This window comes from Flavobacterium sp., from assembly GCF_024710485.1.
Taxonomy (GTDB): Bacteria; Bacteroidota; Bacteroidia; order Flavobacteriales; family Flavobacteriaceae; genus Flavobacterium.
In genome coordinates this window covers 66,806-86,888 of the sequence record NZ_JANJUQ010000033.1, presented here as the reverse complement: position 1 = coordinate 86,888, position 20,083 = coordinate 66,806, and the positions used below count along the sequence as shown (strand labels likewise).

At 40.0% G+C, this 20,083-nt stretch carries 19 protein-coding genes; 10 read left to right on the top strand and 9 right to left on the bottom strand.

Features of this window, described 5'->3' with window-relative positions; translation table 11 throughout:
- The first annotated feature begins 48 nt into the window (after positions 1-48).
- Both Q0M21_RS09200 and Q0M21_RS09195 read left to right on the top strand, forming a co-directional pair.
- The gene (locus Q0M21_RS09200) at positions 49-1,029 is read left to right on the top strand and encodes an acyl transferase (protein ID WP_295337486.1); all 981 of its coding nucleotides are present in this window, start codon (positions 49-51) and stop codon (positions 1,027-1,029) included.
- Between the two features lie 39 nt (positions 1,030-1,068).
- On the top strand, positions 1,069-1,737 hold the full coding sequence (locus tag Q0M21_RS09195; RefSeq protein ID WP_295337395.1) for a hypothetical protein: 669 nt from the start codon (positions 1,069-1,071) through the stop codon (positions 1,735-1,737).
- A gap of 31 nt (positions 1,738-1,768) precedes the next feature.
- Here Q0M21_RS09195 and tyrS read toward each other — a convergent pair whose 3' ends face one another.
- A complete protein-coding gene (tyrS, locus tag Q0M21_RS09190; RefSeq protein ID WP_295337392.1) occupies positions 1,769-3,064 on the bottom strand; it encodes a tyrosine--tRNA ligase in 1,296 nt (431 codons plus the stop codon).
- A 334-nt stretch (positions 3,065-3,398) separates the two neighbouring features.
- Between tyrS and Q0M21_RS09185 the strand changes: the two genes are divergently transcribed.
- On the top strand, positions 3,399-4,397 hold the full coding sequence (locus Q0M21_RS09185; RefSeq protein WP_295337389.1) for an NAD-dependent epimerase/dehydratase family protein: 999 nt from the start codon (positions 3,399-3,401) through the stop codon (positions 4,395-4,397).
- Here Q0M21_RS09185 and Q0M21_RS09180 read toward each other — a convergent pair whose 3' ends face one another.
- From Q0M21_RS09180 to Q0M21_RS09170, 3 genes are read right to left on the bottom strand one after another with little or no spacing between them, the layout of a single operon-like run.
- Complete coding sequence (locus Q0M21_RS09180) at positions 4,398-4,781, bottom strand: DUF4296 domain-containing protein (RefSeq protein ID WP_295337386.1); 384 nt, start codon at positions 4,779-4,781, stop codon at positions 4,398-4,400. It abuts the gene before it with no gap.
- Between the two features lie 36 nt (positions 4,782-4,817).
- Positions 4,818-6,158, bottom strand: a complete 1,341-nt coding sequence (locus tag Q0M21_RS09175) for a dihydroorotase (RefSeq protein ID WP_295337384.1) — start codon at positions 6,156-6,158, stop codon at positions 4,818-4,820.
- A gap of 10 nt (positions 6,159-6,168) precedes the next feature.
- Positions 6,169-6,891, bottom strand: coding sequence for a polyprenol monophosphomannose synthase (locus tag Q0M21_RS09170; RefSeq protein WP_295337381.1), 723 nt, complete (start codon positions 6,889-6,891; stop codon positions 6,169-6,171).
- 106 nt (positions 6,892-6,997) lie between these two features.
- Here Q0M21_RS09170 and Q0M21_RS09165 point away from each other — a divergent pair, with 106 nt between their 5' ends.
- Positions 6,998-7,672 carry a DUF4271 domain-containing protein gene (locus Q0M21_RS09165; RefSeq protein WP_295337379.1) on the top strand — a complete coding sequence of 225 codons (675 nt, stop codon included), beginning with the start codon at positions 6,998-7,000 and terminating at the stop codon, positions 7,670-7,672.
- A gap of 10 nt (positions 7,673-7,682) precedes the next feature.
- The gene (locus Q0M21_RS09160; RefSeq protein WP_295337484.1) at positions 7,683-8,432 is read left to right on the top strand and encodes a uroporphyrinogen-III synthase; all 750 of its coding nucleotides are present in this window, start codon (positions 7,683-7,685) and stop codon (positions 8,430-8,432) included.
- A 68-nt stretch (positions 8,433-8,500) separates the two neighbouring features.
- Here Q0M21_RS09160 and pckA read toward each other — a convergent pair whose 3' ends face one another.
- The gene (gene pckA, locus Q0M21_RS09155; RefSeq protein WP_295337377.1) at positions 8,501-10,126 is read right to left on the bottom strand and encodes a phosphoenolpyruvate carboxykinase (ATP); all 1,626 of its coding nucleotides are present in this window, start codon (positions 10,124-10,126) and stop codon (positions 8,501-8,503) included.
- An 80-nt stretch (positions 10,127-10,206) separates the two neighbouring features.
- The gene (locus tag Q0M21_RS09150; protein ID WP_295337375.1) at positions 10,207-10,593 is read right to left on the bottom strand and encodes a DUF423 domain-containing protein; all 387 of its coding nucleotides are present in this window, start codon (positions 10,591-10,593) and stop codon (positions 10,207-10,209) included.
- Positions 10,594-10,719: 126 nt separating this feature from the next.
- Between Q0M21_RS09150 and Q0M21_RS09145 the strand changes: the two genes are divergently transcribed.
- The 4 genes from Q0M21_RS09145 (at position 10,720) to Q0M21_RS09130 (ending at position 14,079) form a co-directional block, all read left to right on the top strand.
- Positions 10,720-11,478 (top strand): DUF3108 domain-containing protein, encoded by a 759-nt coding sequence (locus Q0M21_RS09145; protein WP_295337372.1) that lies wholly within the window; start codon positions 10,720-10,722, stop codon positions 11,476-11,478.
- Between the two features lie 10 nt (positions 11,479-11,488).
- On the top strand, positions 11,489-11,812 hold the full coding sequence (locus Q0M21_RS09140; RefSeq protein WP_295337370.1) for a hypothetical protein: 324 nt from the start codon (positions 11,489-11,491) through the stop codon (positions 11,810-11,812).
- A 77-nt stretch (positions 11,813-11,889) separates the two neighbouring features.
- Positions 11,890-13,263, top strand: a complete 1,374-nt coding sequence (locus tag Q0M21_RS09135) for a saccharopine dehydrogenase family protein (protein ID WP_295337367.1) — start codon at positions 11,890-11,892, stop codon at positions 13,261-13,263.
- Positions 13,264-13,608: 345 nt separating this feature from the next.
- The gene (locus Q0M21_RS09130; RefSeq protein ID WP_290874052.1) at positions 13,609-14,079 is read left to right on the top strand and encodes an Lrp/AsnC ligand binding domain-containing protein; all 471 of its coding nucleotides are present in this window, start codon (positions 13,609-13,611) and stop codon (positions 14,077-14,079) included.
- A gap of 288 nt (positions 14,080-14,367) precedes the next feature.
- Here Q0M21_RS09130 and Q0M21_RS09125 read toward each other — a convergent pair whose 3' ends face one another.
- The 3 genes from Q0M21_RS09125 to leuS form a co-directional block, all read right to left on the bottom strand.
- A complete protein-coding gene (locus tag Q0M21_RS09125; protein WP_295337363.1) occupies positions 14,368-15,069 on the bottom strand; it encodes a zinc metallopeptidase in 702 nt (233 codons plus the stop codon).
- Between the two features lie 70 nt (positions 15,070-15,139).
- Positions 15,140-15,814, bottom strand: a complete 675-nt coding sequence (locus tag Q0M21_RS09120; RefSeq protein WP_295337359.1) for a hypothetical protein — start codon at positions 15,812-15,814, stop codon at positions 15,140-15,142.
- Between the two features lie 168 nt (positions 15,815-15,982).
- Entirely contained in the window at positions 15,983-18,817 is a 2,835-nt protein-coding gene (gene leuS / locus Q0M21_RS09115; RefSeq protein ID WP_295337356.1) for a leucine--tRNA ligase, read from the bottom strand.
- A gap of 388 nt (positions 18,818-19,205) precedes the next feature.
- Between leuS and Q0M21_RS09110 the strand changes: the two genes are divergently transcribed.
- Positions 19,206-20,081 (top strand): ABC transporter permease, encoded by an 876-nt coding sequence (locus Q0M21_RS09110; protein WP_295337353.1) that lies wholly within the window; start codon positions 19,206-19,208, stop codon positions 20,079-20,081.
- Positions 20,082-20,083: the final 2 nt, after the last annotated feature.

Below are 20,083 nucleotides of genomic sequence, written 5' to 3'. Positions count from 1 at the left end.
AGGGCCTTTTTTTATTTTCCGTATTTTTGCGCTAAATTTTTTAATACTTTGGTTCAACCGCAAGACATATTTACAATCACCTCACACAAGCAATTTGAAAAAATAGCATTGAAAGTATTTCGTTACCAATACGAAAACAACAAAGTGTATAGGGAATTTTGCAACTTCTTAAAAACGGATGTACAAAAAGTAAAATCGCTCCAACAAATTCCGTTTTTACCCATACAGTTTTTTAAAAGTCATGCCGTAGTTTCAAATACGGATGAAATCCAAGAAACCTTCACCAGCAGTGGAACCACGGGAATGATTACCAGCCAACACCTCGTTACCGATGTGTCGCTATACGAGCAAAGTTACCGCCAAGCGTTTTCGCAATTCTACGGCAATATCGAAGACTATACGGTTTTGGCCTTACTTCCGTCCTACTTGGAACGCAGTGGTTCATCGTTGATTTATATGGTGAAAGATCTAATCGAATTGTCAAACAACGAAAACAGTGGCTTTTACCTGCGTAATTACGACGAACTGATAACAAAGCTCATCGAACTCGACAACTCCGGTCAAAACGTAATACTGATTGGTGTAACCTACGCATTATTGGATTTAATTGAAAAACAAAAATTCCAACTCAAAAACACCATCATCATGGAAACCGGCGGTATGAAAGGCCAACGCAAAGAAATGATTCGGGAAGAATTACATCAAATTTTAAGTCAAGGTTTTGGTGTACCGAGTATCCATTCGGAATATGGCATGACCGAATTGCTTTCTCAAGCTTATTCCTTAGGCAATGGCATTTTTGAATGCCCAACCTGGATGCACGTTTTAATCCGCGACACCGAAGATGCGTTGAGTTATGTCGATTACGGAAAAACCGGTGGTGTCAACGTCATCGATTTAGCCAATATCAACTCTTGTTCCTTTATCGCCACACAAGATTTGGGCAAAAAACAGCCCAATAACGCTTTTGAGGTATTGGGACGTTTTGATCATTCTGACATCCGCGGTTGTAACTTGATGGTGATATAATAAAACTCTTTTTGCTGCGTTTATATAAAAACAGCTGTCTTGAAATACATTATTCTCCTTCTGCTCTCTATTACAGTTCATGCACAATCCAAACCGATTGTCATAAAAATAGACTCCATTGCAACAACCGAAACAGAAGACAACCGCAGGACGTTCAAGCTGCACTATCAAATTACTAATATTAGCAAAAAAGAGATTTCCTTTGTTTTAGACTTAAAGAAGATAATCCCAATTGGCTCGGGTTCTCTCAGACCAAATCCCTACTACAAAGTCTACGAAAACGAAATGTCTCTGGAAGTAAACGGCATTTTTACCGGAGAAAAACAAGTGCTGAATTTTAAAAATGAAGCCGAAATGAACCGCTATCAAGATTCTATTACTGCCTCCATTAAAAACAAAACCCCTGAACAATGGCAACAAGAAAAAAAAGAATACTTCCTGAATAATATTCAAAAAATGCAACCCAATGAAGTCAAACACTTCGACGCCGTCATTGTTTGGGATAAAAATCGATACCACCGCAATGGTGACATAGAGTATTTCATCGAAGAAAAAGAAAAGCATTTTATCGAACTCCACATCAACTTAATGGTCGAAGAACTACTACTAAGCTTTTCCGAAGCAGAAAAAAACGAACTTTTAAAAGACACAATCCTAACCAAAGGCTGGTTTACTTCGAACAAAATAGAAATCAATTTAGGCGAATAAAAAAAAAGGAACCTCATCGGTTCCTTTTCATTTATATCACTTTGATTAAATAGTAATTCTTCTTCCCTTTCTGCAACATCAAAAACTGACCGTTAATCAAGTCTTTTTCTGTGATAATATAATCCGCAGTCACTTTTTCTTTATTCAACGAAATCGCGTTTTGTTGCAACTCGCGTCTCGCTTCACTGTTCGACGCCAAGAAACCGGTTTTAGCCGAAAGCGCCGCAATCATGTCCAAACCGTTTTCAATGTCTGTTTTTTCAACTTCGGCTTGCGGTACGCCTTCAAAGACTTCCAAGAAAGTTTTGGTGTCCAATTTTTTCAAATCGTCCATCGTCGGACTAAAAAACGCTCCGGAAGCAAATATGGCTTTCTCCAATTCTTCTCTACCGTGCACAAAAACAGTTACTTCTTCCGCCAAGCGTTTTTGCAACACGCGCAAATGTGGCGCCGTTTGATGTTCTGCTATCAAAGCGTCAATCGTGTCTTTATCTAAAAAAGTGAAAATCTTAATGTATTTCTCGGCATCAACATCCGTAGTATTCAACCAAAACTGGTAAAATTTGTACACCGAAGTTTTATCGGCCGTCAACCAAACATTACCGCCTTCGGATTTCCCGAATTTAGAACCATCAGCTTTGGTAATTAACGGACAAGTCATCGCATACGCCTTCGCGCCTTCGCCATTCATTCTGCGCACCAACTCAGTTCCCGTAGTAATATTGCCCCATTGGTCGCTACCACCCATTTGCAACAAACAGTGGTGCGTTTTGTACAAATGATGAAAATCGTAACCCTGTATCAACTGATACGTAAACTCGGTAAAACTCATCCCTTCGCCGCTTTCACCACTCAAACGCTTTTTCACCGAATCCTTAGCCATCATATAATTTACGGTAATTCTTTTCCCCACATCACGCGCAAAATTGATAAACGAAAAGTCCTTCATCCAATCGTAATTGTTCACCAAAATCGGGGCATTTGCAGCCGTCGAATTAAAATCTAAAAATCGCGACAACACGGCTTTGATTCCGGCTACGTTTTTCTCTAAAGTCGCTTCATCCAACAAATTGCGCTCGTCCGATTTCCCCGAAGGATCACCAATCATACCCGTAGCACCACCTACCAACGCAATCGGTTTATGACCAAAACGCTCCAAGTGCACCAACAAAATAATCGGCACCAAACTTCCAATATGCAACGAATCACTCGTCGGGTCAAACCCAATATAGGTCGTGGTCATTTCCTTTAAAAGTTGCTCTTCGGTTCCGGGCATCATATCGTGAACCAAGCCACGCCATTGCAATTCTGCTACTAAATTTTTCATCTCTCTAAGCTAATATTTGTCAAAGGTGTTCAATGCAGTCGCCTTGCAGGCTCGTGTCATCCTAATAATTCTTTATGAGCGCAAAGATAAACAGAATTAGGAATTAGGAATTAGGAATTAGGAATTTTTAGGAGCGAAAGGCTCGGGATTTATCAGCTATCCATATTCCTGCTTTCCACTATACTTCGTGCCGCTCCAATCAGGGCTAGAGGAAAATCTTTTCGCTTACCGGTATACACCAAATTCGTAATTGCTTCGGCTATTCTCAAAATAATAATTATTTTGTTCGGGTCATAATTCGTAATTCGTAATTCATAATTCGTAATTTAGCAACATGATTTTAGTCACAGGCGGAACCGGTTTAGTAGGCTCGCATTTGCTGTTACAATTAACGGCAAGCGAGACGGAAATTCGGGCCATTTACCGTAACGGAAAAAACATTCGCAAAACCCAATCGCTATTCGAATTGTATGGCAAGGAAGACCAATTCCACAAAATCCAATGGATGGAAGGTGACATTATCGACGTACCTTCTTTGGAAAAAGCATTCCAAGGCGTAACGCACGTTTACCATTGCGCCGCACACATTTCCTATGCTCCTAAAGATGAAAACAAACTCCGCAAAACCAACATCGAAGGCACAGCCAACATCGTAAACTTTTGTATAGATTACAAGGTGAATAAACTTTGCCATGTAAGTTCTATTGCCGCTTTGGGCGATTTAAAACCCAACGAAACCAACATTACCGAGGAAACCGAATGGAATCCGGAACACTTGCACAGCGATTACGCCATTTCCAAATACGGCGCCGAAATGGAAATTTGGCGCGGCCAACAAGAAGGCTTGAATGTAGTGATTGTGAATCCCGGTGTGATTTTCGGGGCCGGTTTTTGGGATCAGGGTAGCGGCCTTTTCTTTTCCGCCATCCAAAAAGGATTTCCGTTTTACACCAACGGTACCACAGGCTATGTTAGTGCCACCGACGTAGCAACTATAATGATTAGATTGATGAAAAGCGATATTTCAGGAGAACGTTTTTCCGTTGTAGCCGAGAATCGATCTTTCAAAGACATCATTTCACAAATTGCTGAGAAGTTAGGCGCTAAAAAACCTAAATGGGAAGCCAAACCTTGGATGTTAGCCATAGGCTGGCGATTAGATTGGCTGTCGGCAGCTTTTTTCAACACCCAAAGAAAACTGACCAAATACAGCGCGAAATCGCTTTTAACAGCGGAGGATATTTCTAATGCTAAAATAAAAAATGCGTTGAATTTTGAGTTTCAACGCATTGATACAGTCATTGACGAAGTAATTCGCTTGCACCAAAAATAATTATTTTACCATTGGTTCGTCCGGATTTGACGGAATCGTTCCATCGGTGGTTGCGCTACCATTGGCTTTTTGAGTTTCCTGTTCAATTCTTCTTTTTACTTCTTGGTACATTTTTTTATACTCTTCAATATCAGTCGCGTAATATTTGTTGTTTTCTTCCCACTGCAAACTGTCAATTTGGTACTTCTTGAATAAGAACTCATTGGATTTTTGAGAGCTGATGCCGCCCTTAATGTTCTGTGATTTAATGGCTTCAAGTAACGATATATCGTACAAAATATCAATCATCTTGTCTTTTTCAATCAATTTTTTAGGCTTTTCTACAGCCGTAGTACAGCTGGTCAATACAAGCAGCAAAACCATCAACAGATTCCTGGCATCCATCTTAATTATTTTAGCAAAATTCAACCTCATAAAATTTTAGCGGTTAAACAACAATCGTTTTCCGAAAGGTTTGTCGTTGACTTTAAAATTGTGGTACACCAAATTACCATTAACAAAAGTATGGGTAATTCTCGACTTAAAGTTATAGCCTTCAAAGGGCGACCATCCGCATTGCGCTAAGATGTTCTCCTTTTTGACATTCCATGGCATTGAAGGATCTACCAAAACCAAATCGGCGTAATAGCCTTCTTTGATAAAACCGCGTTTTTCAATCTTGAAAATCTTAGCCGGATTGTGACACATTTTTTCAACTATTTTTTCAATCGAAATTTTACCTTGGTGGTGCGCTTCAAACATCGCCACTACAGCGTGCTGCACTAATGGTCCGCCAGAAGGTGCTTTGGTATACACTTGTTGTTTTTCTTCTAAAGTATGCGGCGCGTGGTCGGTGGCAATTACGTCAATTCGGTCATCTAACAGAGCTTTCCACAAGGCGTCTCTGTCGGCTGCCGTTTTTACGGCCGGATTCCATTTAATCAAATTGCCTTTGGTTTTGTAATCAGCATCGGTAAACCACAAATGATGGATACAAACCTCGGCAGTAATTTGTTTTTCTTCCAGCGGAATTTTATTGGTAAACAACTCCATTTCTTTAGCCGTAGACAAATGAAAAACGTGCAATCGGGCGCCGGTTTTTTTAGCCAATTCAATGGCTTTGGAAGACGACAAATAACAAGCCTCTTCACTTCGTATCAAATGGTGGTATTCCACCGGTATATCTTCTCCAAACTCGGCCTTATAACGTTCCAAATTGGCTCTAATTGTACCCTCATCTTCACAATGTACGGCAATCAACATTTTGGTAGATGAGAATATTTTCTCTAACGATTCCTGGTTATCTACCAACATATTTCCGGTTGAAGAACCCAAAAAGAGCTTAATTCCCGCAACATTCTTTGGATTGGTTTTGAGTAACTCTTCCAAGTTATCATTGGTTCCGCCCATCATAAAGGAATAATTCGCAAAAGAAGTTTGAGCGGCAATTTGGTATTTGTCTTCTAAAAGTTCTTGGGTAACCGCATTCGGAACCGTATTAGGCTGCTCTATAAATGAGGTAATACCTCCGGCAACAGCTGCTCGGCTTTCGGAAGCTATGGTTCCTTTGTGGGTTAATCCAGGTTCGCGAAAATGCACTTGGTCGTCGATGGCACCCGGCATGAGGTATTGTCCTTCAGCCTCAATAATTTTACAATCCGGGGATTTAGGACTGATGCTTTCGGCTATTTCGACTATCCATTCGTTTTCAATCAAAACGTCACCAGTTACAATCTTTCCTTCATTAACAATCTTGGCATTTTTAATTAAAACGGTATTCATTTTCAGTAGTTTATAATCGGTTTAAAAATTTCCGGAATCGGAGAGAAATTACGCCAAAGATGGCTTCTTTAATAATTGCGCCACTCATTTTAGATTGACCCTTGGTACGATCAGTAAAAATCACGGGGACTTCCACTATCTTGAAATTTTTAGCAAATGCGCGGTATTTCATTTCTATTTGGAACGCATATCCAATAAACTTAATGGCATCCAAATTAATTTTCTCTAACACTTCTCTGCGGTAACAGATGAAACCGGCAGTAGCATCCATAATTTTCATACCGGTAATCATGCGCACATAAACAGAGGCAAAATAGGACAATAGTACTCTGCTGAGCGGCCAATTCACCACATTTACTCCGGTTACATATCGGGAACCAATGGCCAAATCAGCACCGTTAATGCAAGCTTCATACAATCGTTCTAAGTCGTTTGGATTGTGTGAGAAGTCGGCATCCATTTCAAAAATATAATTGTAATTATGCTGCATCGCCCATTTAAAACCATGCACATAAGCAGTACCCAAACCGGATTTTTTCTTTCTGATTTCCAGAAAAAGTCGGTCGCCAAATTCTTTTTGTAATTCGATTACTTTGTCTGCCGTTTTATCCGGAGAATTGTCATCCACAATCAGCACGTGAAACGATTTCGGTAAAGAAAAAACGGCTCGAATGATGCTTTCGATATTTTCAATTTCGTTGTAGGTCGGAATAATTACAATGCCGTCACTCATAAAGCTATAGTCATACTTTGTGCAAAAATAAACTATTTATCAGTGACACATCTTAATAATTATATAATAATTTAACAAATAAAAAATTAGTAATTTTGTCGACAATATGACAGAAATCGTTTTTGAACCAAGGGTAATTGAAGCAAAAGATTGGGCGACTTATCTTTTCGTTTTGTCGTTTACTTTAATAGCCGTTACAAGAACAGCTTTCGAAACGCGCTTTAATGATTTTCTGAAAATATTGGTTTCGGACAAATACATTAAAGTCTACAAAGATCCTTCCCATTTAATGAGCGGGTTTACCGTTCTTTTGTTTGTAGTACAAAGCATTTCCTTTTCCTTTTTCATCCAAATGGCGCTCAGTCACTTCGGATATGTCTCTAAAACCGATTGGATACTATTTATCCGAATTCTAACTTTTTTCGGAGTTTTTGTTCTTTCTAAATTTCTTATTGAGAAGATTATTGCTGCGATTTTCAACATTGAAGAGTTTGCCGAACAACTCAATTTGCAAAAAGTAAGCTACAGAACATTTATCAGTTTGTTGATTCTGCCGTTGAACATTTATCTGTTCTACAGCAACAACACATCAAATGTGCTTCTTTTTTGCATTATTACTATCATTTTAATAATAAACTTATATTCTTACTTGATTTCTTTGAAGATTTATCAAAACTTACTTATCGGCAAGTTGTTTTATTTTATTTTGTATCTTTGCGCACTTGAAATAGCACCGTACTATTTTATATATTATTTGATTACAAAAAATTTAGCACATTAAAATGTCAAATTTGAAAGTGAAAACAATTTTGGTTTCTCAACCGGAGCCAAAAGTAGAGAATTCACCTTATTTTGAGTTACAACAAAAACATAAGGTAAAAGTTGATTTCCGCTCGTTCATTCATGTTGAAGGAGTTAGTGCAAAAGATGTTAGGGCTCAAAAAATCGATCTTAACAACTATACGGCTATCATTTTGACCAGTAGAAATTCGGTAGATCACTTTTTCAGGGTAGCCGAAGAAATGCGCTATAAAGTACCTGAAGATTTAAAATATTTTTGCCAATCGGAAGCCATTGCTTTTTATTTACAAAAATACGTAGTATACCGTAAACGCAAAATATATGTGGGACAAAAAGACTTTGTTGATTTGTCTCCGCTAATCAAAAAATACAAAGACGAGAAGTTTTTGTTGCCGGCCTCCGACCAGTTAAACTATGATGTTCCTCAAACCTTAAACAATTTAAAAGTAGATTGGACTCAAGCTACTTTTTACAAAACGGTAATGAGTGACTTGTCTGATTTGGCGGATGTTTATTATGACGTTTTGGCTTTCTTTAGTCCAACCGGAATCAAATCGTTATTCAAAAACTTCCCTGATTTCAAGCAAAACAACACCAGAATAGCAGTTTTTGGAAGCACTACTCAAAAAGAAGCTTTGGAACATGGTTTGCGTATTGATATTTTGGCTCCGACTCCTGAAACACCATCAATGACCATGGCTTTGGAAAAATACATCGCCGACGCCAATAAAGGAAAATAAATATCTCTGTATTTGAAAATAAAAAAGCCATTCAAAATTGAATGGCTTTTTCTTTGGTTGGTTAGTTATTATACCTGTGGCCCAGCTTTTACTAAGCTTTGCCCTTGCTCGTTATCGGTATACTGAGCGAAGTTCTTGATGAATCTTGAAGCTAAATCAGTTGCTTTGGCAATCCAATCTGCTTCGTTTTCATAAGTATCTCTAGGATCCAAAATAGCCGGATTTACATCGTGTAATGACGTTGGCACTGCCAAATTGAAAACAGGAATCATTTTAGTTTCGGCTTTCTCGATAGAACCATCTAAAATAGCATCAATAATAGCACGGGTGTCTTTGATAGAAATACGCTTTCCGGTTCCGTTCCAGCCGGTATTTACCATGTAAGCGGTAGCATTATGTTCTTCCAACTTTTTAACCAATTCTTCTCCGTATTTCGTAGGATGCAAAGACAAAAAGGCCTTACCGAAACATGCGGAAAAAGTAGGTTCCGGTTGTGTAACTCCTCTTTCTGTCCCCGCCAATTTTGCCGTGAAACCGGACAAGAAATAATACTGTGTTTGCTCCGGCGTTAATTTAGAAACCGGCGGCATTACCCCGAAAGCATCCGCTGTCAAGAAAATTACTTTGGTAGCGTGACCTGCTTTTGAAACCGGTTTAACAATGTTTTGTATGTGATAAATTGGATAAGAAACTCGCGTGTTTTGCGTAACCGAACCGTCTTTAAAATCAATTACGCCGTTGGCATCAACTGTTACGTTTTCCAACAAGGCATCTCTCTTGATAGCCCTGTAAATATCCGGTTCGTTTTCTTTACTTAAATCGATAGTTTTAGCATAACAACCACCTTCAAAATTGAAAACACCTTCATCGTCCCAGCCGTGTTCGTCATCTCCGATTAATTCGCGTTTAGGATCAGTTGACAAAGTCGTTTTTCCGGTACCTGACAATCCGAAGAATACAGCTACATCGCCGTCTTTTCCTTTATTAGCGGAACAGTGCATCGAAGCAATACCTTGCAAAGGCAAGTAGTAGTTCATCATAGAGAACATCCCTTTTTTCATTTCACCACCATACCAAGTACCGCCTATCAATTGCATTTTCTCGGTTAAATTGAAAGCAATATAAACTTCAGAATTCAATCCGTGAGCTGCATAATCTTTGAAAGAAGTTTTAGAACCGTTCATTACAATAAAATCAGGTTCACCAAAATTGGCCAACTCTTCTTCTGTAGGACGAATAAACATGTTGGTCACAAAATGTGCTTGCCAAGCCACTTCCATAATGAAGCGAACTTTCAAACGCGTATTTTCGTTGGCACCGCAAAAAGCGTCAACCACATATAATTTTTTGCCTGATAATTGGCTAACTGTTGTTTCTTTTAAAGCTTCCCAAGTGTTTTGAGAAATAGGTTTGTTGTCGTTGGCCGCTTTGTCCGAGTTCCACCAAATGGTGTTTTCAGTTATCGCATCCTTAACAATATATTTGTCTTTAGGTGATCTTCCAGTAAACACACCGGTCATTACATTTACTGCGCCTAATTCGGTAAGCTGACCTTTCTCGTAACCTTCTAAATTAGGGTTTAATTCTTCATTGTATAATTGGTCAAAAGAGGGATTATGAATGATTTCTTGAACGTTTTTGATACCGTATTGATCTAACGAAATCGATTTCGTGATTTGAGCGTAATTCTCCATAAAATTAAGTTTGTGTTGTATTATGAATCAGGACACAAAGGTAAAAATTAAATTTCAGAAACTATTTTTTTAAAGGAATATTATTTTTGGCGAAGTGTTAAATTCCATAGCAAAAGTAACCAACCGATAATTAATAGTGTGCCGCCGATAGGTGTCACAATTCCGAGCGGTCTGAAATCAATTCCGGTAATTGTCTTGGTTGCCAAAATATAAATAGAACCTGAGAAGAAAACAACTCCAACCACAATCAATTTAAAGATGCTTTTCTTCACTTTTTCATTCACCAAACTTGTCATGCCTAAAAAAAGCAAAAAAAGTGCATGATACATTTGATATTTCACCCCGGTTTCAAAGGTGATCAATTCCTCTGCGGTTAACACTTTCTTCAAAGCATGTGCTCCGAAAGCCCCTAAAATAATGGCCGTCATTCCTAAAATTACGCCAGAGCTTGTGATTTTTCGTTCCATCCGTTTTTGTTTTAAAATACTATGTTACAAATTTATCCGTTATCAACTAGTAATTAAAGTAATTTCGCTTTTCTTTTAGTGGCTGACTTTTTTTAAAATTTTATATTTGCAGCTTAATTTTCCACTATGAAAAATATCTTTTTGGGCTTTTACCTCTTTTTTTTAGGTTTTTCAAACTGTAGTTTTGGTCAAAACATAAAACCGGGAGAACGATTGGTTTATGCCGGTTCCTATAATATGAGCGGATTGATGACACAATTGGCACAAGTAACCATGAGCACTGAAACTGTATCGACTTCCAAAAATGCTTATTTGCATTTGAGTTGTGAGTTATCTACTTACAGCAAATGGGATTCGTTTTTTAAAATCAGAGATATATATGAGTCTTATGTTAACCCCGCAAATCTAAAACCCAGTTTGTACAAAAGAAGCATAGACGAAGGCGGCTACACCAAAAAAGAAAAATATGTTTTCAAAGGCAACACGGTAAACAGCACCACTAAACGAAAAAACAAACCGGAAACCCAAAAAACGTTCACTATCGGAGGTACAACGCAAGATGTTATTTCGCTTTTGTATAAAGTCAGAACACTCGATTTCAGCAAATTCAAAGTGGGACAAACTCAAAATCTAATGATTGTTTTCGACGAAAAGCAAATTCCGGTCACCCTTAAATTTATGGGAAAAGAAACCGTAAACGCCGGTAATTTAGGCAAAAAAGAATGTTACAAATTGTCTATCGGCGCCAAAACAGATGCTTTGAGAGGCAAAGACAAAAACCTCATTTGGCTAACCGCTGATGCTAAAAAAATTCCGGCGCTCTTAAAATTTAGCATTCCTGTCGGCACCGGACAATTAACCTTAACGTCTGCCTCAGGCATTTAAGTCCTATCTCATGAGAAAACTATTTTTAATCTTATCCGTTGTCTTTGGCCTATTAGGCATCGTATTTACCATATTACCTCTCGACACTTTGGCCTTTTTGCCTATTGGACTGGCATTGGTATTTGATTTACTAACGTTAAAACAATCCGAAGACAGTCAGAAGAAATTCCCGAAAATCATTTTAACTATTGCCGCATTATGCTCTGCTGTAGTATTAGGCAAAACGTTGTTGGTGAAAGACGAAGTCGCTACCGACACCCAATTCGAACAGCAAAAAATCGAAACCAAACAAGAAGCCAAAAAAGAGCTCGAAGAACTCGAAGGTTTAGAATAACCGAAAGTCCATCCGAAACGATGGGCTTTTTTGTTACAATCAAATTCATACATTTGTTGCCAACAACAAACAAACGCATGAGACAGATTTTAATTATCGGTGCCGGTCGTTCCGCATCGTCCCTGATACAATACCTTTTAAACAAATCCAACGAAGAAAATTTACACCTAACCATAGGCGATTTATCGTTGGAATTGGCGCAACGCAAAACCAATAACCATTCGAACGCCACGGCCATTGCCCTCGACATCAACAACGAAGCCCAACGCCAAGCTGAAATCCAAAAAGCCGACATCGTAATTTCGATGTTACCGGCACACATGCACATCGAAGTGGCCAAAGATTGTGTAACCTTCCAAAAAAATATGGTCACGGCTTCCTACATCTCCGATGCCATGCAAAGCTTAGATGCCGAAGTCAAAGCCAAAGGATTGATTTTTATGAACGAAATCGGGCTCGACCCGGGCATCGATCATATGAGCGCGATGAAAGTCATTGACGACATCAAAGCCAAAGGCGGCAAAATGATTTTATTCGAATCTTTCTGCGGCGGTTTAGTAGCACCGGAAAGCGACACCAATTTGTGGAACTATAAATTCACTTGGGCACCGCGTAATGTAGTGTTGGCCGGTCAAGGCGGTGCTTCCAAATTCATCCAAGAAGGCAAATACAAATACATCCCGTACCACAAATTGTTCCGGAGAACCGAGTTCTTAGAAGTGGAAGGTTACGGCAAATTTGAAGGCTACGCCAACCGCGATTCGCTAAAATACCGCAGTGTGTATGGTTTAGACGATGTGCTCACGCTGTACCGCGGCACCATTCGTCGCGTAGGATTCTCCAAAGCTTGGAACATGTTTGTGCAATTGGGCATGACAGACGACACTTACATAATGGAAGACTCAGAAAACATGAGCTACCGCGATTTCATCAATTCGTTCCTACCGTATTCCCCAACCGATTCGGTGGAAATCAAAACCCGCTTGCAATTGGGTATTGAGCAAGACGACATCATGTGGGATAAACTATTGGAACTCGATTTATTCAACCCGAATAAGAAAGTCGGACTCAAAAATGCCACACCGGCGCAAATCTTAGAACGCATCCTCAACGACAGCTGGTCGCTCCAACCCGAAGACAAAGATATGATTGTCATGTATCACAAATTCGGCTACGAAATAAACGGCGCGCGCCAACAAATCGACTCTAAAATGGTTTGCATCGGCGACGACCAAACCTATACCGCCATGGCCAAAACCGTAGGGTTACCGGTAGCTATGGCGACTTTGCAAATCCTTAACGGCAACATCAAAACGCCGGGGGTACAACTGCCCATCCGTCCCGAAGTGTACAACCCAATTTTAAAAGAATTGGAAACCTTTGGCGTGATTTTCAAAGAAACCGAAATGCCTTATGTAGGCTACAATCCGGACCGATTGTTAGGGAATTAATAAAGTATCTGAGTCACTAAGTTGTTGATTTATTGGAAGCGAATGGCTCGGGCATTTTTGGAATCCATATTCCTGCTGTCCGTTTTACTTCGTGCCACTCCCATCAGGGCTAAAGAGGTTTCCATTTTCTTTTCAGCGAACAACAATAAAACCAAAATCTTAACCGATTTTGGTTTTTTTATTTAAAACATAAAGTAAATCACTATTTTTACTTTAAATATTTGAGTCATGAAAATTAACCAGCTGCAAATTGAAATTGATGATTTGATATTAAGAGGAGCAAGTCCGGTGGACTTGAGGTACACAAGCTTTAGCTTGTAATACTCATCATAAACACATAAACCTATGAAAATCAATCAACTGCAAATAGAAATTGACGGCATCGACAAAGAAATCCTCCGTGACCTTATGGAAGATGCTCGAAAACCCATTTTACAAATCGCCAATAAAATCGGGATTTCCGGTGCCGCCATTCACCAACGGTTGCGCAAACTCGAAGAAGCCGGTGTGATTTCGGGTTCCAAAGTGGTGATAGACAATAAAGTGTTGGGCTACAAAACCATGGCCTTCATTGGCATTTATTTAGACAAAGCTTCGAGCAATGCCGACGCCGTAAGAGAACTTAAAAAAATCCCCGAAGTACTGGAATGCCACTACACCACCGGAAACTGGAGCATCCTGATCAAAATTATTTGCCGCGACAACGAACACTTAATGCAATTGCTCAATAAAAAAATCCAACCCATTGAAGGCGTGTCGAGAACGGAGACTTTTATTTCGTTAGAACAGCAGTTGGAACGACAGATACAGCTTTAATTGCGGGTTGCGAGTTACGGGTTGCGAGTTACGGGTTTAAAGTTGCTGGGTTCGTCAGTTCGAGTGGTTTTCACGGAACGCAGTGGAGTGAAAATTGACCCGAGGCTTTAGCCGAATTGAGCGAAGCTAATCAAGAACTTTTGCTCACAAGTACACTTATTGCTTCTCTCTAGCCCCGAGTGAAGAGGTTACCGTGTAACCCGAAAAGCGGGAAAACGGATCACCGATAAAGCCCGAGCCATTCTGCTCCCAAATAAAAAACCCGCTACTTTCGTAACGGGTTTATTTTTATTCTTCTCTGGAACCTCCAAATACTTGCAACGCCCAATACAAGAGCGAGGCTAATGCGCCAATCGCAGCGACTACATACGTTCGGGCAGCCCATTTTAAGGCATCTTCGGCACCGGCGTATTCTTGCTGACTGACCATATTTTTGTTTTTTAACCAAGCCAAGGCACGGTTACTGGCGTCATATTCTACAGGTAAAGTGATAAAACTGAAAGCTGTGGCTACAGCCATCAAGAGCAATCCGGCTACAGCTATGTAAAATCCGAGACCTAAACCGGCTGCAGCGCCTAAAATTAACCCCCCTATAATTAACCATTGCGACATACCGGAAGCGACATTCACAATTGGCACCAACTGCGAGCGCAACTGCAACATATTGTAAGCCGTAGCGTGTTGTACGGCATGACCGCATTCGTGAGCGGCAACCGCAGCAGCAGCAGCATTTCTTTGATTGTAAACGCCTTCACTTAGATTAACGGTTTTGTCGGTTGGATTGTAATGGTCTGTCAATTGGCCGGGTGTGGAAATCACTTTTACATCGTATATGCCGTGATCGTGTAGCATTTGAGTGGCAATTTCGGCACCGCTCATGCCGTTGCGCAAGTGTAAATGGGAATACTCCTCAAACTTGCTTTTGAGTTTTGAACTTACCGCAAAACTCACCAAAGCAATTAAACCGATTAAAATATAATAGCCTAACATAATTTCTGAATTTAAGTTTTTAAAGTTACTTCAAAAGGTGCGCCAAAGCCAAACCAATGACAGCTTGTCATTACAACAAAGTTATCCCGAACACAAAACGGTTGTTCCCCGATTCGTTTACATTGTTCAATACGCTGCCAAACTCTGAATCGTAACGCCCGCGAGTTAAGGCAAATTCATAACCTGCGTTGACTTTCACTTCAAAACTTGATTTTTTAAACAAATACATCGAAACCGATGGCCCGAAATACAACATTTGGTTGGTAAAATTCACGTGACCACTGTTATTGTTCGGCTCTAAATCGTTCAAATCAATGGTGTTGTTTTTCGAGTAAATGTCGTATTGGCTTCCCATGTAGGCTAAGGAAAGCCCTGTGGTTAAGGCAAACTTCTCTTGGTTTACTACATTGTAGTGTACTCTCAAACGAGTGTTGAAACCACGGTATTTCATTTCGTTAGTGTTTTGCTCGGGTTTGGCGAATAAAAATCCAAACTCAAGATCGCCGGAATATTGCTTTCCGAAGAAATTCAACCCAAAAGTCAATTCGGGTACAAAACTGTCCAACTCCGGCAAATTGGCATTGCTGAGTTTTTTATTGAGATTCATGTTGTCGTTAATATTACCGTTGAAACCGATATAACCATCTACTTTAAACTTCTTGACTTTGATGGAATCAGAAGGTTTTTCCTGACTAAACCCGATAAAAGCGGTCAACAACAATAAAGATAAAATTCCGTTTTTCATGATGATTGATTTTAAATATTACGCCCAAAAATAACAAGAGAAGTTACTGTACCATATGGGTTTAACTTTTTATTGACAAATGGTGAAGAAAGGAGTAAAAAGAGAAAAGGGATAAGGCAAAAGTTGGTTTACTTTTTCCTTATCACTTTAAACTTATCCCTGGCAATATTATCCTACCAAGTTAATCACTTTGCCGGGAACGATAATGACTTTATTTGGTGTTCGCCCATCTAGTTGTTTGATGGTTCGTTCGTCGGCCATCACAATATCTTGGATTTGCTGTACGGTTAAATCCAAAGGCAACTTGATGGTGAAACGCATTTTGCCGTTAAACGAAACCGGATATTCTTTTTCGGATTCTACCAAGTATTTGTCTTCACAAACCGGAAAAGGAACCGTAGAAACAGAACCTTGATGACCTAATTGCTCCCAAAGTTCTTCGGCGATGTGCGGCGCGTACGGAGAAATAAGAACGGCCAATGGTTCTAAAATCGCTCTGTGGTTGCATTTCATTGAAGCCAATTCGTTCACACAAATCATAAACTGCGATACGGAAGTGTTGAACGAAAAGTTCTCAATATCCTCAGTCACTTTTTTGATGGTTTTGTGAAGCGATTTGTACATGTCGGCAGTCGGTTCCTCGTTAGTGACAATCAAACCGTTATCATCAAAATACAAACGCCATAGTTTTTTCAAGAAACCTGATACTCCGGTAATTCCCGCTGTATTCCATGGTTTGGCTTGTTCTAACGGTCCTAAAAACATTTCGTATAAACGCAACGTATCGGCGCCGTATTGCTCGCAAATATCATCGGGATTCACCACGTTGTATTTGGATTTCGACATTTTTTCGACTTCGCGACCTACGATGTATTTGCCGTTTTCTAAGATGAATTCAGCGTCTTTGTAATCCGAATATAACGGATGGTTTTTGAAGGCTTCGATGTCTAATTCGTTGGTGATGTCGTTGATGACCGATAAATCAACATGGATTGGATGGACTTTTTCACCAGTAATTAATCCTTTGGAATATAATTTTTTAGAATCTTCAGAACGATATACAAACGCACTCATCCCCAAAATCATGCCTTGATTGATCAACTTCTTGAATGGTTCTTCGGTTGGCGCAAAACCTTTGTCTTTTAAAAATTTATTCCAAAAACGCGAGTACAACAAGTGGCCGGTGGCGTGTTCGCTGCCACCTATGTATAAATCTACGTTTTCCCAGTATTTTAGGGCGTCGGCTGAGGCGAATTCGGCGTCGTTGTGCGCGTCCATATAACGCATCCAATACCACGAACTGCCTGCCCAACCCGGCATGGTGTTTAACTCTAACGGGAAGACGGTTTGGTGGTTTATCAACTGGTTACTGACTACTGAACATTGAACACTATCCCACGCCCAATCCGTAGCATTACCTAAAGGTGGCTGACCATCTTCAGTAGGTAAATATTTTTCTACTTCAGGTAAAACGATTGGCAAGTATTTTGGGTCAATCATTTGCGGTAAACCGTTGACGTAATACACCGGAAACGGTTCACCCCAGTAGCGTTGGCGAGAGAAAACCGCATCGCGCAAACGGTAGTTGGTTTTGCCTTTCCCCTGCCCGATTTTTTCCAAGGCTTCAATGGCTTTTTTAGTACCTTCTTTGTAGCCCAAACCGTTTAGGAAATCGGAGTTCACCAATTCAAATCCTTCTTTGGCGGCAAAGGCTTCTTGCGAAATATCCTGGTTGAAAATGTTTTTAATTTCGGGCATCCCGTTTTGTCCTTTGAAGAAATGGGCAAAAGCATAATCTCTTTCATCGCCGCACGGTACAGCCATTACTGCTCCGGTGCCGTAACCGGCCAACACGTAATCGCCTATCCAAACCGGAATCGGTTCTTTGGTAAACGGATGTTCGGCGTAAGCGCCGGTGAAAACGCCTGAAATGGTTTTGACATCGGCCATTCTTTCTCTTTCGGAACGTTTGGCGGTAGCTTCAACATAAGCTTCCACGGCGGCTTTTTGTTCCGGAGTGGTGATTTTAGCAACCAATTCGTGTTCCGGTGCCAAAGTCATAAACGTAACGCCAAAGATGGTGTCAGGTCTTGTTGTGAAAACCTCAATTTCGTACTTTGTACTTTGTACTTTAAACTTTACAGAGGCTCCAACCGATTTTCCAATCCAGTTTCGCTGACTTTCTTTAATGGATTCGCTCCAGTCAATAGTGTCTAAACCTTGTAATAAACGTTCGGCATAAGCGGAGATGCGCATCGACCATTGGGTCATTTTTTTGCGAATGACCGGATGACCGCCTCGTTCGGAAACGCCGTTTACGATTTCGTCGTTGGCTAAAACGGTTCCTAAAGCCGGACACCAGTTGACTTCGGTTTCGGCCAAATAGGTTAAGCGGTATTGCAATAGTATTTTTTGTTGTTGTTCGGAAGAGAAAGCGTTCCATTCTGCAGCTGAAAATGGTGTGATATTATCATCGCAAACCGCATTAACCGTCGCATTGCCTTCTTTTTCAAAGATAGCGATTAGTGTGGCAATATCTTCGGCTTTGTTAGTATCGTTGTTGTACCACGAATTAAACAGTTGGATGAAAATCCACTGCGTGTGTTTGTAATAATCGGGATTAGAAGTGCGTACTTCTCGACTCCAATCGAAGGAAAAACCAATTTTGTCCAATTGCTCGCGGTAACGGGCGATGTTTTCACGAGTGGTTTTTTCCGGATGTTGTCCGGTTTGAATGGCGTATTGCTCGGCCGGCAACCCAAAAGAATCATAGCCTTGCGGATGCAATACATTAAAACCTTTGTGGCGTTTGAAACGCGCTACGATATCGGAAGCGATGTAACCCAGCGGATGCCCAACGTGTAAGCCGGCTCCGGAAGGATACGGAAACATGTCGAGTACGTAATACTTGGGTTGGTCTGAATTGTTAGCGGCAGCAAACGTTTGGTTTTGGGCCCAATACTGTTGCCATTTGGCTTCGATTTTTTCGTGGAAATATTTCATTACTCGATTATATTTTTTTATCTGTGTAATGCTTTCGCTGATGCTCAAGTCATTCGTCGTTTATATTGTTTTTTATCGGTCTCATGCAGTCGCTCTTGCGAGCTCGTGTCATTCTTATAAAGGTTCTAAGGCACTGAGGCGCTACGGTTCTAAGGTTTTAAATTCGTTTAATTTCTAGCCCCGATTGGAGAGGTTACCGTGTAACCCGGAAAGCGGGAAAATGGATGGCTGAAACTGCCTGAACCATTCGCTTCCCAAACTCATTTTGGGACAAGCCTAAAAATTTTGAGCGACAAATTTACATTTAATATAATAAAGTTAAAAGTTTGTCCGTTATAAAGGGGAAAAACAATTTTCTTTATTATTTTTACCCCATAAAATACAGTCTATGGCATCATCATTTGAAAAGTTTCAGAAACGCAGGGTAATTACCTCTTATTTTTCGGTAGTGTTGAGTATCTTTTTAGTGCTGTTCTTGTTGGGTTTATTGGGACTTTTTGTATTGAATTCCAAGCGCATTTCTAACAATTTCAAAGAAGAAATTGCGATGACCGTGTTCTTTAAAAACGACGCCAACGACTCCATCATCAAGGCTTTTGACGAAGAGTTGAAAACGGCCAAATTTGCCAAATCTTACGAATATGTTTCTAAAGAAAAAGCGGCCGAAATGCACAAAAAAGACATAGGCGAAGATTTCATGCAGTTCTTAGGCGTGAATCCGCTGCAAAATTCTTTTGATATTTATTTGAAAGCCGATTATGTGGTGAACGACAGTATTGCTAAAATTCAGAATCGTTTGCGCAAAAACGAGATGATTGCGGATATTGTATACGACAAACAATTGGTGGATAAAGTAAACGATAAAATTCAGGAAATAAGTATGTGGATACTCATTTTCAGTGGGATTTTTGCAGTGATATCGGTGTTGCTCATCAACAGTTCATTGCGTTTGTCCATTTATGCGAATCGCTTTATTATTAAAACGATGCAAATGGTGGGCGCGACCAAATCGTTCATCCGCAAACCGTTTATTGTTAGAAGTTTGATTCTCGGATTGATTGGTTCGTTATTGGCGGTATTTGCTTTGATTGGCGTTTTGGTGTATTTTGAAACCAACTACGACAATTTAGGCATTATGGAGAATCAATTGGCCATTGCCGCTGTATTATTAGGCGTTGTTGTTTTGGGCATGTTGATTACTTGGTTGAGCACCTTTTTTGCCACCCAACGCTTTTTGAATTTAAGAACAGACGATTTGTACTAGAG

Bases quoted from the DNA above. Each gene is read 5' to 3' on its own strand.
- Q0M21_RS09185 (WP_295337389.1), top strand. From the start codon at position 3,399: ATGATTTTAGTCACAGGCGGAACCGGTTTAGTAGGCTCGCATTTGCTG.
- tyrS (WP_295337392.1), bottom strand. From the start codon at position 3,064: ATGAAAAATTTAGTAGCAGAATTGCAATGGCGTGGCTTGGTTCACGAT.
- Q0M21_RS09150 (WP_295337375.1), bottom strand. From the start codon at position 10,593: ATGGAACGAAAAATCACAAGCTCTGGCGTAATTTTAGGAATGACGGCC.
- Q0M21_RS09170 (WP_295337381.1), bottom strand. From the start codon at position 6,891: ATGAGTGACGGCATTGTAATTATTCCGACCTACAACGAAATTGAAAAT.
- Q0M21_RS09165 (WP_295337379.1), top strand. From the start codon at position 6,998: ATGACAGAAATCGTTTTTGAACCAAGGGTAATTGAAGCAAAAGATTGG.
- Q0M21_RS09175 (WP_295337384.1), bottom strand. From the start codon at position 6,158: ATGAATACCGTTTTAATTAAAAATGCCAAGATTGTTAATGAAGGAAAG.
- Q0M21_RS09110 (WP_295337353.1), top strand. From the start codon at position 19,206: ATGGCATCATCATTTGAAAAGTTTCAGAAACGCAGGGTAATTACCTCT.
- Q0M21_RS09125 (WP_295337363.1), bottom strand. From the start codon at position 15,069: ATGTTAGGCTATTATATTTTAATCGGTTTAATTGCTTTGGTGAGTTTT.
- Q0M21_RS09140 (WP_295337370.1), top strand. From the start codon at position 11,489: ATGAGAAAACTATTTTTAATCTTATCCGTTGTCTTTGGCCTATTAGGC.
- leuS (WP_295337356.1), bottom strand. From the start codon at position 18,817: ATGAAATATTTCCACGAAAAAATCGAAGCCAAATGGCAACAGTATTGG.
- Q0M21_RS09145 (WP_295337372.1), top strand. From the start codon at position 10,720: ATGAAAAATATCTTTTTGGGCTTTTACCTCTTTTTTTTAGGTTTTTCA.
- pckA (WP_295337377.1), bottom strand. From the start codon at position 10,126: ATGGAGAATTACGCTCAAATCACGAAATCGATTTCGTTAGATCAATAC.
- Q0M21_RS09130 (WP_290874052.1), top strand. From the start codon at position 13,609: ATGAAAATCAATCAACTGCAAATAGAAATTGACGGCATCGACAAAGAA.
- Q0M21_RS09180 (WP_295337386.1), bottom strand. From the start codon at position 4,781: ATGGATGCCAGGAATCTGTTGATGGTTTTGCTGCTTGTATTGACCAGC.
- Q0M21_RS09120 (WP_295337359.1), bottom strand. From the start codon at position 15,814: ATGAAAAACGGAATTTTATCTTTATTGTTGTTGACCGCTTTTATCGGG.
- Q0M21_RS09135 (WP_295337367.1), top strand. From the start codon at position 11,890: ATGAGACAGATTTTAATTATCGGTGCCGGTCGTTCCGCATCGTCCCTG.